8 protein-coding genes are annotated in these 15936 nt (G+C 53.2%); 7 read left to right on the forward strand and 1 reads right to left on the reverse strand.

What is annotated here, in order from left to right:
- The first annotated feature begins 69 nt into the window (after positions 1-69).
- From ABC336_RS19050 to ABC336_RS19080, 7 genes are all read left to right on the forward strand, one after another.
- Positions 70-270 carry a cold-shock protein gene (locus ABC336_RS19050; RefSeq protein WP_020619567.1) on the forward strand — a complete coding sequence of 67 codons (201 nt, stop codon included), beginning with the start codon at positions 70-72 and terminating at the stop codon, positions 268-270.
- 321 nt (positions 271-591) lie between these two features.
- Entirely contained in the window at positions 592-1488 is an 897-nt protein-coding gene (locus ABC336_RS19055; RefSeq protein WP_413240144.1) for a copper amine oxidase N-terminal domain-containing protein, read from the forward strand.
- Positions 1489-1492: 4 nt separating this feature from the next.
- A complete protein-coding gene (locus ABC336_RS19060; RefSeq protein WP_413240145.1) occupies positions 1493-8035 on the forward strand; it encodes a PKD domain-containing protein in 6543 nt (2180 codons plus the stop codon).
- A 392-nt stretch (positions 8036-8427) separates the two neighbouring features.
- Entirely contained in the window at positions 8428-10425 is a 1998-nt protein-coding gene (gene uvrB, locus ABC336_RS19065) for an excinuclease ABC subunit UvrB (protein WP_413240146.1), read from the forward strand.
- Positions 10426-10530: 105 nt separating this feature from the next.
- The gene (uvrA, locus tag ABC336_RS19070) at positions 10531-13419 is read left to right on the forward strand and encodes an excinuclease ABC subunit UvrA (protein ID WP_413240147.1); all 2889 of its coding nucleotides are present in this window, start codon (positions 10531-10533) and stop codon (positions 13417-13419) included.
- Between the two features lie 241 nt (positions 13420-13660).
- Positions 13661-13873, forward strand: coding sequence for a hypothetical protein (locus tag ABC336_RS19075; RefSeq protein ID WP_413240148.1), 213 nt, complete (start codon positions 13661-13663; stop codon positions 13871-13873).
- A 119-nt stretch (positions 13874-13992) separates the two neighbouring features.
- Positions 13993-14550: a 3-dehydroquinate synthase II domain-containing protein gene (locus ABC336_RS19080; RefSeq protein ID WP_413240149.1), complete on the forward strand. Its 558-nt coding sequence runs from the start codon at positions 13993-13995 to the stop codon at positions 14548-14550.
- A gap of 205 nt (positions 14551-14755) precedes the next feature.
- On the opposite strand, the gene ABC336_RS19085 is transcribed toward ABC336_RS19080, so the two are convergent.
- The gene (locus tag ABC336_RS19085; protein ID WP_413240150.1) at positions 14756-15724 is read right to left on the reverse strand and encodes a sugar phosphate isomerase/epimerase family protein; all 969 of its coding nucleotides are present in this window, start codon (positions 15722-15724) and stop codon (positions 14756-14758) included.
- Positions 15725-15936 lie beyond the last annotated feature (212 nt).

The following is a 15936-nucleotide window of genomic DNA, read 5'->3' on the forward strand; positions in this document are numbered from 1 at the left end:
TCAATATGTGAATTTTTGTTGTATCGGCAAAAAATGAACATGTTAATAAACATTTTGGAGGTAATAACTATGCAACAAGGTACAGTTAAATGGTTCAACGCAGAGAAAGGCTTTGGTTTCATCGAAGTTGAAGGCGGCAGCGACGTATTCGTTCACTTCTCCGCTATCACTGGCGAAGGTTTCAAAACCCTCGACGAAGGCCAACGCGTTGAGTTCAACGTTGTTCAAGGCAACCGTGGTCCACAAGCCGAGAACGTTGTAAAACTGTAATAACCGTTCCCACAAAGCTCCTAACCTTCGGGTTGGGGGCTTTTTTCTGGTTGGCAGGCATAGCGCAAAAATCTTCTTGATATCTCTTCCATAAATGTTTATACTGTTAACAAATGGTTCGACATGGACGGGAAGCACCCTTCTGCAGCGGAAATTGCTGTTCAGGGTGCTTTTTTTACGTATTGGGGGTGTATGAAGAGATCGGGAATACGGTTAACGCTTAGTGCAAAGGCGGGGGGACGTGGAGGAACATAAGGATGGTTGTTAGTTAGCTGATCTGTACATGAAGATAAATTTACTGATTATTATGGGGGTTAAACAATGATGAAAAAGTGGATTGCGACAGTGCTTGCCGTTACCTTTCTAGCTGCTGGTGTGTCCGCCGCTAAAGTTGAAGCTGCAACAAAAATAGTCCGTTCGGATATGCCTATTGAGGTCTTGTATGATGCGAGGAAAATCGTATTTGACGTGAAGCCGAAAATGGTCAGCGGCAGTGTTCTGGTGCCAATCCGGTTTGTGTCGGATAAGCTTGGCGGCCAGCTGGCGGTGAATGGAAAAGAGATTACGATCGTCAAAGGCGACCGGACACTGAAACTGACCATGAACTCCAGATCCGCTTCGTTTAATGGCAAGGCAGTGACGCTGGCTCAGCCGGCCATGGTTGAGAACGGCCGTACCCTGGTACCGTTGCGTGCAGTGAGCGAAGGACTAGGAACGGCCGTGGAGTGGGATGGTGTGAACCAGTTTGTTTGGATTGGGCATAAAGACATTCCGGACATTCATGATGCAGTGCCAGCGGAGGATTTTGAGCCTTATTTGCCTTATTATAAGGGGTTTGAATTTTTTTCGGAAAATAACTATGGTAAGACGAGAACCAAGGTTCATCTTGTGAAGGATAGTGATTTGCCTATCAAAATTAGAAGTTATTATATATATCGAATTGACAAGGCTTTTGATAGTAAAGGGGATTCATATATTAGATTTTCAACAACCTTAACAGGTTCACTCGGTCTAACAGTTCCCTTTTTGAAGAAGGGGGAATTTAAAGTACAACAAGAAGCCTCGTACCTTCTTGAATCTTTGGAGAATAAAGTGCGGATTAGATATGTATCACTTAATGATAGAAAAACAAAGGTTGATCTAAACAAAACAGATTATTTCAGTATTCCTGAAGATATAGAAGGGGCAGTTCTATTCAAAAACAAGTGGAGGTCATAATTGCATGAAGCGTTATAACAAGGGGATGTCATGTGTACTAATTGCTGCGATATTATTCAGTTCAATTAGTACCTTCTTCTGGTGGGAAGAAAATGATGCAAAGGCCTCTGTTTTGGGGAATGCCAGTGTTCAGCCGACACGTGAAGCAAAGCCTACCGGTAATTCAAGAGATCCTTACGCTCCAAACGAGAAATCAACGAAGAGATATGCGGTTGGCTTCTCCTATATAGATATCTGGAGTAATTCATTAGGAACGTGGTCGACCCACTCCCCAAACGAGTCGGGAGTAGAAATAAAAAACCCTTACACGTTCTCATTTCCAGGCAGGGTAGTTAAAGATGTTCAGGTAAGAATGTTTAATCCAGACAATCCTATACATCAATACTATTTCGAAAAGTCTAGAATAGGAGATCAATCTTTTAATAACTATAGAGGTGTAATAGGCACGAACGCCAGTTCCCCTTCAAAAGAGAATGTGATTGGTCAAGGGACCTCCACCGTTAAACTCGATGTTAAGCTTACTGGTACATTAAGATCAGTTTCTGGTATACCCTATGATCTTAGGAAAAGAAATGGAGATTGTGGAACCTGTGGAAACCTAGTTGAAGGCTATCGCTACTTCTTTCCAGTACTCTTCGAATTCGAACTGGACGCAAAAATCGAAATCGGACACTGGACTACTAACGGCCAATCGCTGAATTCCGTGTTCGGTAATTCCGTCAATGAAATGGTGAGAGGCCAAAGTTACCCCTCTGCACCGCCAACCAATGCTAACTATAAGTATGTTGGTCACAAAAAAACGGATAGTGGAGACTACAATGTGCTACAGGCACAACCGCTAACACCTGGGTCAGCACAAACCTTCACGTATAGCGGTCAAATGGAAAAGTATCTCGTTAATTACTACTACGAAGCTGCCGTACCAAACCAATTCACAGCAACAATTAAGCACAGAACGAGAGATGGTAAAGTTATTCCGGAAATGCCAGATCCGCCGCCAAGTGCATTGGTACAAGGTCAATCCTACAGCTTTACGCGGCAATCCCACCCGGACTATACATACTATGGCCACTCTAAAAACTCTACGAATGTAGAACCTGCTGTAAATGATTCAAATTTTGTTCCAGGGGCAGATCCCCCGCGATTTACCTTTAATGGCAACCATCATTATCGGGCCACTTTCTTCTATGACCGCAAGCCACCCGGACCTGGAAGCGGGCAAGGGAAAGTCATTGTCCACCACATGGTGCGGACCTCTCCAAGCTCAGGCAGTGTATTGGTCGAAGAGGAGACTTTCTTCGTAGCCACGCTGCCAGGGACTAGGCAAGTCCAGGCTAAGCTGACGCACGGCAGCTTGCGAGGGGGGAACTATTCTTACAAGGAACACAACAAAAACGCGTTTACACCTAATGCATCAAATTTCCCAATCGCTCTTTCAGCTCCCAGTAATCAAACCGCCTATGTCACCTTCTTCTATGACAAAGAGGATACCGGCCCACCAGGGTTATCCGTTGATTTTGAAATTGAAAAACCAATGATGTATTTTGGAGACAGCAATAAGGTTACTCCAGTCATAGGCGTTTCTGGTGCGGGATGTCGGTATCAACATCATTATTGGACATTCAGCCAAGGCACCATCACAAAAACGTATGGACCGGAACCCGGAATGAGACAGCCCTTTTATCTGACGCCTCCATATGACGGCATGGGATTGGGCACGATTGTGGTGACATTGGAGGCAAGTAATACCTGCGGGCAAAGTGGCAAAGTCACCAAAACGGTTCAAGTCATCAGTGATCCGACAAACCGTCCACCTATTTTCAATATAGGCTGGTTTAAACAAGGCAATCTGTACGGCTGGGAACCTGACGCATCTATCGTGTTACGAGGCGAACGGGTGAATCTGCGCGTCATCGTTAATCCGCTGCCGCGTGAACTTGGCGGGGGGACACCATACGATCCTGACGGAGATGATATCAGTTACTACTGGAATTTCGGGGAAAGTCCGAGCGAATGGATTAAAGGTTTACCGGGTGAATATGGGCTCGATCCGAACCAAATGGGCTTCACCAATTTGCTAACGACCGAGATCGGAAGCCATACCATTACGGCGATGGCTGTAGACAGCAGAGGGGCAAGTGCAACGCGGACTGCTGTATTGAATGTGGTGTCGCCTGAACCAACGCCGCTCATAACCGTGCCAGCACGGGTCGTTCAAAATCGTCCGATTCCTGAAAATGGAATAAACGGCGATCTGAGTTTTGCTGCTCCTGGAAGAACCGTTCGTGATTATCACTGGACGAATAAACGAGACTCTTATCCTAATGTGGGTGTCGAACAAGTGGAGTTGGAGGTTACAGACAACCACGGGGTGCGAAACCTGCCAGAGATGAAGGCGATCAAACATATAAACGTCATGCCCGACTTGCCGCCCGTTGCCCAATTGGAGTTGCCCGAGCGAGCCTTCAGGGAAGGCTTCGAAATGACGAACAGTTCACACAGTCCAGACGGGGATGAGATTATCCGAGCTACCCTTCGCTACCGTTACGACGCCAATAATGACGGCAGCTTTACGAATGAGACAGCATTACCGTTCGTTTTACCTGTAGGCGAAACACGGATATTCAAACCCCTTAAAGTAGGGAAATATCGCTTTGACATTGAGGTTGAAGAAGACTGGGGACTGAAGCACAGCACGACCTACTATCTCGAAGTCGTCAATGAAGCGCCTGAAGTTGGGTTTTCTCTGAAGGGCGAGAATCCAGAGCCTCCTCAGTTTGATATAACCAATGAAAGCACCCTGCTTATGGTACTTGGGGATAGTTGGGAAGGATCTACGTTGTCCTCGCCCAACCTGGATCTCTTTAAAAATTTGAATCTGACCTATAACACATTCCGTCAATCCTTCACCGCAGGCGTGGGACGCAATCCATTTATCGCCCCTTCAGTAGACGCGGTTGTGCGTGTAAATACGGTGCGGGAAGAGGGCAATAAATATTTTAATCCTAACCCGGCGTACTTACGTGAAGGCCGATTTGGAACGGAGAACCCACCCTTCATAGTTGGAACAGCTCCTTATCAAGAAATTTACGGCCAAAGGGGTGCATCGGGGATGGTTCCAAGAGCAGGAGCATATTGGAGAGATGTAACGTTAGCCAGTGAACAAGATAGCGGCAGACGTCCATATCTTGCACACGATATTAAAGGGGGATCCTACGCCTATAGATGTATCACCGGATCCTGGACGAGTGATAATTACGGAGACTCCGAGTATTACTATAACTGTGAGGTTACCAGAACCGATCAGTTTGGAGAAGTTAGCTGGACACATAAAAGCCTAACAGACAAATTTGTAGGCACGACTCGCGAAAATCCGTATACAGTCAGAAGGCATCAAAATGGGTCTGAGCCCGTTCTCATCAGTGAAGACGGTTTACAAATTGGTTTTAGTGAACGGTGGGATCCTCGTCCGGGCTATTCAAACTCGATCAAATGGTTTGATATCGAGACCCTGGAGCCCGTTCCTGCAGATCGCGTGATTCGGCCCTGGGTGCAACCGACAATGAGTGTGCCCTACACCCAAATCAATCTTTTATTTGAAGATGAAGACGTGAAAATACGCTCCTTTCATAAGAGCGTCCAGCCACCGGATGCGTGGATGTACAGCTCCTATTACACGGCATTGGATTATCACCTTTCGTTTGTAAATAAACAAACAGGCGAAGAGAAGCAATATCCCATTTACACAAACAGACAGTCCTATACATCATATAGTGGGAATAATTGCAGTCCGTGGGACGGCGGATCTACGAGAAGTGAATATGACAACACTTCTGTATTATACGCCGTGTCCAATGATGGAGTCGTATATGCAGTAGAATCCTTAAATAAGATTCATGTGCTCGACAAATATGGAACGAAGCTGCAAGAGATTCCCACACTAAACAAAACGCCGAGGTCCATAAATAATTGCAATAGCGGATATACAACTGAGAAAAGTTATGGGATACGTGATGTAGGCTTTGAGAGCGATGGTAAACTGGTCGTTTCTTTCGTTGAAAATAATTATATATGGAGACCGGATATTCATCCGATCAATGGGTTGAGATGGGATACTACCGGAGCATACTCCGATACGATTACCTTTACGATCCAAAAAAGCATGCCTCCTCGGCCCTACGGGTCGAACGAGATCGGACAAGTGCTTAAAAAAGATACGCGTTTAAAAAATGCCGATTTCACCTTTGATGTTAGACAAACGATGGTGAATCCGTCAGCGAGTAATCCATCGGGGCTGAATTTCCGGGCGCAGGATCATAGAAATATGTACCGGTTGGAGATTTCGGATAAGTTGATGGCTGTGTCCAAAATCGAAAACGGGCAGCGGACGCAGCTCGGTTCAGCAGCCATAACACTGAATAGTGAAGAATTCAGTACGGTAAAGGTGTCTGCTCGCGGCAATAAGATCCGGGTCCGATACAAAGGCATGCCTGTCTTTGAAGTGACCGACAGTACCTTTGATGAAGGGACATACGGATTCTTTATGAATGCCTATGGTTCGAATTTCCGGAATCTGATCGTTGGTGTGCCGCTAGAGACAGGCAATGAATTGGACAATGTTGGACTTGTCGGTGAAAAGTTGAACTATACCACTACCTTCGATGATTTGGAGAAGGATGAACGAATCGAGGGCGAGGATCAATGGACGTATCTCCATACCGATCCTGACAAATTCCTGGATAGTGGGGATGGGCTGTCTGGAATGTCCAGACATCATGAGAAGACGTATGCGAGCCCGCGTGAAAGCCTGGATCGCGTTGGTGTTTATTCCATCTCTTACTCGGCAAAGGACGATCCAACGCCGGAAGGGTACGAGCATCCGGATCCGACCTTTGCGGAGTATGTGCAACAGGCAGATGAGTATACCCAGTTTGTTACTATACACCGGCGTCCGATCGCCAAGTTTACGGTGAGGCAAGCGGCAGATTATCTGGTGACCTACACCGATACAAGCTACGATCCTGACAGGTATCTTCCTGATGGTAGGTGTTCGACGGAGGATACGGGCATCAACTATTGCCAGACGCGGGGAATTACAAGCTATACGTATGAGTATATCGATCCGAAGGGAGAGAAGTTCGACGGACAGCTGCGGCGCCCAAGCTATGCCGGATTGTACACGCTGCGCTTGAGTGTAAGGGACGAGTACGGCGCGTGGTCAGATTGGTACGAGCAGGAGCTTTTCCTGGATGCTGATCCGCCGAATACACCGCCAGTCCCAGGATTCACGCAGAGCCATACGAACACCTTCCGGGGTGTGGAGCTCACCTTTGAATCGACGGCTTATGATGCTGAAGACGGTCCAAGGGAAAATCTGAAGCACTGGTACTATATCCAGAACGATCAGACTGGCGCGGTAGAGGTGCTCTCAAGCAACTCTCGAACTACCTGGACCAAGACCTTCAGCACACTAGGTCGCTTCTACGTCCGGCAAGTGGTAGAAGATTCTGGAGGACTTCGGGCAACGCATCAAAGGACTGTTAATATCGTTAATGCGCCGCCAACGACGAATATAACGAATCCTTCAAGTACGAATCAAAATAGCCCGACGATCCTTACTGAGCTGCGACCGAACTTTACTTGGAATTATCATGATGTAGATGATGATCCGCAAACAAGGTATCAGCTGCGCGTATCTCGATATGGGGGACTCGTGCAACAAATTACAAATGAAATTAGCAGCAGCGCTAAAAATCATGTAGCAACCGGCGATTTGCCAGAACGAGTAGATATGTATGTGGAAGTGCGAGCGCATGATGGAAATGTATGGGGAGAATGGAGCTCGCCCAAGTTCTTCCGCATTATTACCAACCGGCCGCCGACAGCGGACTTCGACTGGTCGCCCAAGCCGGTGTATGAAGGGGACCGGCTGCAGTTGATCGACCGCTCCTCGGATCCCGATGGCGATCCGCTGACCCATCAGTGGCAGATTCGGCGGCCGAACGGCTCATCGTCATCCTCGACACTGCCTAGACCGGAGTTGACCGGTGTCGCGCCGGGCGAGTACCGCGTCACGCTCACGGTATCCGACGGCAAGGAAAGCGCCTCTACAAGCAAAGTGATCACGGTGCTGCCGCTGGATATCGCAGCAGAGATCCATCATACGCCTTTGTGGCTGGAGCGGCATCGGGAAGCGGGTCATGAGACGGAATCTGCGCCCAAGGATTTCTATGCTGGAGAAACCCTCGTCCTGCGTGCCACGACATCGGCCGCGCCAGTGCGCTCCGTAACGGCGGTGCTGGACAGCAGAGGCATGGACGGCGGCCGGCTGCTCACTTCGGTCCCGCTCTCGCCGTCTGTCCACCCTCGATATGCGGCGGAGATGTACGACGAGCGTTGGGGCTCTCTCGCCTCAGGGCTGACCAAGGGGCCTCACCGAGTACGCTTCACTGTAGAATATGCCAATGGCGTGGTCAAGACTGCCGATGTACCGTTTACGATTATCGGCAACGCTTTGGAGGCAGCTGGCGTGCACCGCAGGCATTAGCTTTCATTACCTTTCAGCATATCTTCCAAAAAGTATGCATCAAGCTTTTCTTTATTGAAACGTCCTCGTTTGCCGTCCTGCGGCAAACGAGGACGTTTTTGCATGCGGCAAGTCCGCTAGTGACTCCAGTGATCGCAGCGGCTGCCCGCTTCCGATTAAACCGGCCTGCTGCCGGGTAGAGTGTAGTATCGCGCAGCGGTGCTTGTTAAGCCAGTATTTTGTCTTCCCACCAGTATTAGGCGACCTGCAATGATTGCCAGCTGTTTCTAAACCATGTATAATACTATGGGAACACACATTCTTAAAATTTATCATCTACCGTCTGACGTTTGGAAGTCGGGGGTACACTACAGATAGATGCTATATTCGAGAGAATCTGAGAGGAGAGCGCTATGAGTCCATTGGAGACCCAAAGCAAACGGTTCGAGCTGCTGTCTGACTATACGCCCCAGGGCGATCAGCCCGAGGCGATCCGCCAGCTCGTCGAGGGCATCCATGCCGGCAAACGGCATCAGACGCTGCTGGGTGCCACGGGCACCGGCAAGACCTATACCATCGCCAACACGATCGCCCAGTTGAACCGGCCGACGCTCGTCATCGCCCACAACAAGACGCTGGCGGCTCAGCTGTGCAGCGAATTCCAGCAGTTTTTCCCCAACAACGCCGTATCCTACTTTGTCAGTTATTATGATTATTATCAACCGGAAGCCTACATCCCGTCCTCGGATACCTACATCGAGAAAGACTCCAGCATCAACGACGAGATCGACAAGCTCCGCCACTCGGCGACGAGCTCGCTGTTCGAGCGTCGCGACGTCATCGTCGTGGCCAGCGTGTCCTGCATCTACGGTCTCGGTTCGCCGCTGGAGTACAAGAACCTCGTCCTCTCGCTGCGGGTCGGGATGGAGCGCTCGCGCAACGACATCCTCCACAAGCTGGTGGATATCCAGTACCAGCGCAATGACATCAACTTCGTCCGCGGCACCTTCCGGGTACGAGGCGATGTCATCGAGATCTTCCCTGTCGCCAACAACGAGCGGGCGATCCGGGTCGAGCTGTTCGGCGACGAGATCGAGCGGATCACGGAGATCGACGTGCTGACCGGCGAGATCATCGGGACGCGCGACCATGTCGCCATCTTCCCGGCTTCTCACTTCGTCACCCAGGAGGAGACGATGAAGCGGGCGATCGTCAATATCGAGCGCGAGCTGGAGGAGCGGCTGGAGGAGCTGCGCGGGCAGAACAAGCTGCTCGAGGCGCAGCGGCTGGAGCAGCGGACGCGCTACGACATCGAGATGATGCAGGAGATGGGCTTCTGCTCGGGGATCGAGAACTACTCCGGACCGCTCACCTTCCGCGAGCGCGGCGCGACGCCATATACGCTGATGGATTTCTTCCCGGACGACATGCTGATCGTCGTCGACGAGTCGCATGTCACGCTGCCTCAGATCCGGGCGATGTACAATGGCGACCGGGCCCGCAAGGAGGTCCTGGTCGACCACGGCTTTCGTCTGCCGTCGGCGATGGACAACCGGCCGCTGCGATTCGAAGAGTTCGAGCAGAAGAGCAAGCAGCTGATCTATGTCTCGGCGACGCCTGGACCTTATGAGCTGGAGCACAGCCCGGAGATGGTGCAGCAGATCATCCGGCCGACCGGCCTGCTGGATCCGGTCATCGAGCTGCGTCCGACGAAGGGACAGATCGACGACCTGCTGGGCGAGATCCGCGACCGGATCGCCAAGGACGAGCGGGTACTCGTGACGACGCTGACGAAGAAGATGGCCGAGGATCTGACGGACTATCTCAAGGAAGTCGGCATCAAGGTCCGCTATCTGCACTCGGACATCAAGACGCTGGAGCGGATGGCGATCCTGAGGGATCTGAGGCTCGGCACCTTCCATGTGCTGGTCGGCATCAACCTGCTGCGGGAAGGCCTCGACTTGCCGGAAGTATCGCTGGTGGCGATCCTCGATGCCGATAAGGAAGGGTTCTTGCGCTCGGAGCGCTCGCTCATCCAGACGATCGGCCGGGCCGCCCGCAACAGTGACGGCCGGGTCATCCTCTACGGCGACAAGGTGACCGACTCGATGGATAAGGCCATCTCAGAGACGGAACGGCGCCGTGCCATCCAGATTGCCTACAACGAGGAGCACGGCATTACGCCGACGACGATCCGCAAGCGGGTCGCCGAGGTGATCGAAGCGACCAAGGTAGCCGAGCAGAAGGCCGAGTATCTGACCGGCGACAAGGTCGGCAAGCTGTCCAAGCGGGACCGCCAGGCGGTGATCCAGCGTCTGGAGGACGAGATGAAGACAGCGGCCAAGAATCTGCAGTTCGAGCGTGCCGCAGAGCTGCGGGATGCGCTGCTGGAACTCAAAGCCGAAGCATGATTCAGAAGGGAGAAAGAGCCGGTCCGCCTGAGCGGACGCGGCTCTCTCAAGTTGTTAAGCCAGTAGGGCTGCACAGGGCTGGACAGGAACAGGGAGGGAATTCGTTTGGCTATCGACCGTATAGAAATCAAGGGCGCCCGCGCTCATAACCTTAAAAATGTAGATGTCGTTATCCCCCGGGACAAGTTTGTCGTCCTGACGGGACTGAGCGGCTCCGGCAAATCTTCGCTTGCCTTCGACACGATCTATGCCGAAGGGCAGCGCCGTTATGTGGAATCGCTGTCCGCCTATGCCCGGCAGTTTCTCGGGCAGATGGAGAAGCCGGATGTCGATTCGATCGAAGGGCTCTCGCCTGCGATCTCCATCGACCAGAAGACAACCAGCCGCAATCCGCGCTCCACTGTAGGTACCGTGACAGAGATCTACGATTACCTGCGGCTGCTGTATGCGCGCATCGGCAAGCCGCATTGTCCGACTCACGGCATCGAGATAACCTCTCAGACTGTCGAGCAGATGGTCGACCGGATCATGGAGTATCCGGAGCGGACCCGTCTGCAGATTCTGGCGCCGCTTATTACCGGACGCAAGGGCGAGCACACCAAGCTGCTCGCCGATGTGCAGAAGCAGGGCTTCGTGAGGGTGCGGGTCGACGGCGAACTGCGTGATCTCAGTGAAGAGATCACGCTGGAGAAGAACAAGAAGCATACGATCGAGCTGGTCGTCGACCGGATCGTCGTCAAGGACGATGTCCAGACCCGCCTGGCGGACTCGCTGGAGACGGCGCTCAAGATCGCCGAGGGCAAGGTGCTGGTAGACGTGATGGGACAGGAAGAGCTGCTGTTCAGCTCCAGCCTGGCCTGCCCGGAGTGCGGCTTCAGCATCGACGAGCTGTCGCCACGGATGTTTTCCTTCAACAGCCCGTTCGGCGCCTGTCCCGACTGCGACGGACTCGGCTCCAAGATGATCGTCGATCCGGATCTGCTCGTCCCCGACACCGACAAGTCGATCGAGCAGGGTGCCTTTGAGGCGTGGGCAGGCAGTACATCCAACTATTATCCGCAATTTCTCGCATCGGTGTGCAAGCATTACGGTATTGCGATGGATGTGCCTGTCCGTGAGCTGAGCGCAGAGCAGCTCAAGAAGCTGCTCTACGGAACCGGCGGCGAGCGGGTCAAGTTCCGTTATCAAAATGATTTTGGCCATACCAAAGAGGCCTACGTGCCATTCGAAGGCATCGTCCATAACCTGGAACGGCGTTACCGGGATACCGCTTCGGACGGCATCCGCGAATATATCGAGGGCTACATGAGCGCCAAGCCTTGCGGCACCTGCAAAGGCGACCGTCTCCGCAAGGAAACGCTGGCCGTCACGGTAGGCAGCCGCAACATCGCCTACGTCACCTCGCTCTCGATCGGTGATGCGCAGCGCTTCTTCCAGGAGCTGGAGCTCAGCGAGAAAGATATGACGATTGCTAACCTCATCTTCAAAGAAATCCATAGCCGGCTCGGCTTCCTGGTCAATGTCGGGTTGGAATATCTGACGCTGAGCCGGGCGGCCGGTACGCTATCCGGGGGCGAAGCCCAGCGGATCCGGCTGGCGACCCAGATCGGGTCGAGTCTGATGGGCGTGCTCTATATTCTGGACGAGCCCAGCATTGGTCTCCACCAGCGGGACAATGACCGGCTGATCCGTACGCTCGAGCATATGCGCGACCTCGGCAATACGCTGATCGTCGTCGAGCACGACGAGGATACGATGATGGCGTGCGATTATATCATCGATATCGGTCCGGGAGCAGGCATCCATGGCGGCCAGGTTGTCGCGAAGGGGACGCCGGAGGAGGTCATGGCCGACGAGAAGTCGCTGACCGGGCAGTATCTCAGCGGCCGCAAATTCATCCCCGTGCCGCTCCAGCGGCGGCCGACCGATGAGCGGTGGCTGGAGATCCGGGGCGCCAAGGAGAATAATCTGCGGGGGATCAATGCGAAGATTCCGCTGGGCGTGTTCACGGCGGTCACCGGCGTGTCCGGCTCCGGCAAGTCGACGCTCATCAACGAGATCCTGTACAAGACACTGGCCCGCGACCTGAACAAAGCGAAGGCGCGGCCGGGCCAGTACAAGGAATTCCGCGGCCTGGAGCATCTGGATAAGGTCATCGATATCGACCAGTCGCCGATCGGCCGGACGCCGCGCTCCAATCCGGCGACCTACACCGGCGTATTCGACGATATCCGCGATGTCTACTCCGCAACCAACGAGTCCAAGGTGCGCGGCTATAAGAAGGGGCGCTTCAGCTTCAATGTCAAAGGCGGACGCTGCGAAGCGTGCCGCGGCGACGGCATCATCAAGATCGAGATGCATTTCCTGCCCGATGTGTATGTGCCGTGCGAGGTCTGCAAGGGCAAACGCTACAACCGGGAGACGCTAGAGATCAAGTACAAGGGCTTGAGCATCGCTGATGTGCTGGAGCTCACGATCGAGGATGCGGTCGAGTTCTTCAAAAATATCCCGCGCATCCATCGCAAGATGATGTCGCTGTTCGACGTCGGATTGGGTTACATGAAGCTGGGCCAGCCGGCGACGACGCTGTCGGGCGGCGAGGCCCAGCGGGTCAAGCTGGCTTCCGAGCTGTATCGGCGCAGCACCGGCAAGACGCTCTATATCCTGGACGAGCCGACGACTGGTCTGCATGTCGACGATATCGACCGGCTGCTGACCGTTCTTCATCGACTGGTGGATGCCGGCGAATCCGTGCTGGTCATCGAGCATAATCTGGATGTCATCAAGACGGCGGATTATCTGCTCGACCTCGGCCCCGAGGGGGGCAGCGGCGGCGGGACGATCGTCGCCACGGGGACCCCGGAGTCGGTCGTCGAAGTGGAGGGCTCGTATACCGGCCGGTACCTGAAGCCGGTGCTCGAGCGGGACCGCAAACGGACAATCGAACGGATGGAGCTTGCGGACGGCGTAGCTGCAGGACTGGCCGCAGAATAAGACGCGCAGTCATAAGACGGTACACGTCAGTCTCCCCCTGCCGGGGGCATCAGGCAGGGGGAGTTGCTGCGCCCGGTCATAATTCCCAGTCGGGGTGGATATGCTACAATCTGTCAGGAAGCGCGGATATGGCCAAATGGTGACAAAGTTGTTACACCTGCCATTTCATACTTGCAACCGACGCCCCGAACGGCTAACATAGATTAATATAGGCTACGTGCGATAAAAAGGAGGGCCCCTCATGTTTTTGGCAGTAGAGGAAACAACGGTAACGACTTCAGGCTTCGACCCATTTGACGTTTTTATGCTCGCATTCACGGTGCTTATTTTTATCGGCTTCGTTCGTTTGTTGATGCACCGTCCCCGGAAAAATTATTTCGCGATCGGGTTTGCCGGCGTATCGCTGCTGTTGTTTCTGATCATTGATTACATTATGATTTTCAAGGTCTGGTAAGCGAGATCTCGCAAGAGGCCATCGGGTACATCTCTGCAGCGGCAAGGACGGGGCAACGTCCGGCATCAGGGGTGTATTTTTTTTGAGTTCATATTACGGGGTCTGGGAGGAGGAACATCATGAAGGACAAAGAGGAGCATGCCGGATGGTCACCGGTCACGGTGACGTCCGTAGAGCCGATCGGCGAAGGGCTGCGGGTCTGTCTCGATCTGGTCGATTTCCTGGCAGAGGACGAAGGAGTGCTAACGGGAAGTACGGGGCACGGTTACGTATTGGCGCTCGCTGAGACGAGAGAGAGTGCGGCGTATCCGCCCCGTCCGTTCCGGGTCAATTGCGGCGCTGTCCATCAGTACGTCAGGCAAGGGGAGCGGACGATCTATCTGTCGGAGATCAGACCGGGGATGCCGCTCATCGTCAATAGTCCCCGGGGGGAGCGGCAGGTCGCTGTCGGCCGGGTCAAAATGGAGCGTCGGCCCCTGCTGCGCATCGTCGCACAGCGGGACGACGAAGAAGTATCTGTCGTCATGCAGGCTTCGGAAAGTGTGCATCTATGGGGCGGCGAGGCGCAGGCGAAGCCGGTACTGGAGCTCGCTGCCGGTGATCAGCTGCTCTACTGGGCCGACCAGCCCGGCAGGCATCTGGGGGAGCGCACCGTAGGGGAGATTATCGAGCTATAACTCAATACTTCAGTCAACGCAGCTCGGAGCGCGTGCCATAATAAGGGAATGAAGTTAGGGGCGCACGCGGGCAGTGCTGTCGCGTGGAAAACAGAATAAAAATAGCAGCAGTCCGGGATAGCCGGGCTGCTGCTTGTTCAAAAAGCCGCTTTTCAGCACCGAATGCCGAATCCACTTCTATGAATCACTTCGTGATCAAAAGTGGCTATACCCACCACATCTCGCCTAGTGGTTCGCGGATCAGCACCTGCTGCAAGTTCTGCACCGCCTTGGTGAAGCCTTCATCAACAGACATCAGACCGTCTTCATGCTCGATGCTGACGACATAGTCGTAGCCGACGAGACGCAGCGCGCTGATGATATCTGCCCAGGTCTTCACGTCGTGACCGAAGCCGACGGTACGGAACTGCCATGCGCGGTCCAACATTTGCGTGTAGGACTGCATATCTGTCACGCCGTGACGGTGTACGTTGACCGGATCGATCGACGTATCTTTGGCATGGAAATGGTGGATGGCATTGGCGCGTCCAAGGATCTGGATCGCTTGTACCGGGTCGATGCCCTGCCACCACATGTGGCTCGGATCGAGGTTGGCGCCGATTGCTTCGCCTGCCGCTTCGCGGAGACGCAGCAGGGTCGCTGGCGTATGTACGGAGAAACCGCCGTGCAGCTCCAGACCGATTTTGACGTTGTGCTCGGTAGCCAGCTTGCCGATCTCGGTCCAGTAAGGGATAACTTTGTGCTCCCATTGCCAGTCGAGGATTTCTTGGAAGTCATTGGGCCATGGCGCAACCGGCCAGTTCGGATATTTGGCATCCTCATGGTCGCCAGGGCAACCGGAGAAGGTATTGACGACCGGGATGCCGAGCTTGCCAGCCAGCTCGATCGATTGACGGATGACCGTATCATGCTCGCTGGAGATCGCTTTCTGCGGATGCAGCGGGTTGCCGTGGCAGCTCAGAGCGCTGATCGTCAAGCCGCGGGATTCTACGGCGTCCTTGAAGGCAGCGAGCTTGTTGTCGTCAGCCAGCAGCTCGGCCGGGTTGCAGTGTGCGTTGCCAGGATAGCCGCCTGTGCCGAGCTCGACCGCATCGAGACCCTGCGCCTTGATATAATCGAGAGCTTCTTCCAATGATTTCTGGGCGAATAATACCGCGAATACACCTAATTTCATCGAATCATATACCTCCTATTAATGGGATGGTGATGGTAGCGCGTTCACTCGTATTATAACATGTCCCGGCGCGGGATTGAAATGCGGCAGGCGATTTTCCGGATCAACATCTGGAGCCGCAAACGAAATGCCCGGTTTGGCAACAATTATAAGGGATTCCGCCCAGCAGACGGGTAGATTAGCGAACGCGGGTTTGATAGAATAAGAACACG

This window comes from Paenibacillus jepli, from assembly GCF_047238105.1.
In the GTDB taxonomy this organism is placed as follows: domain Bacteria; phylum Bacillota; class Bacilli; order Paenibacillales; family Paenibacillaceae; genus Paenibacillus_D.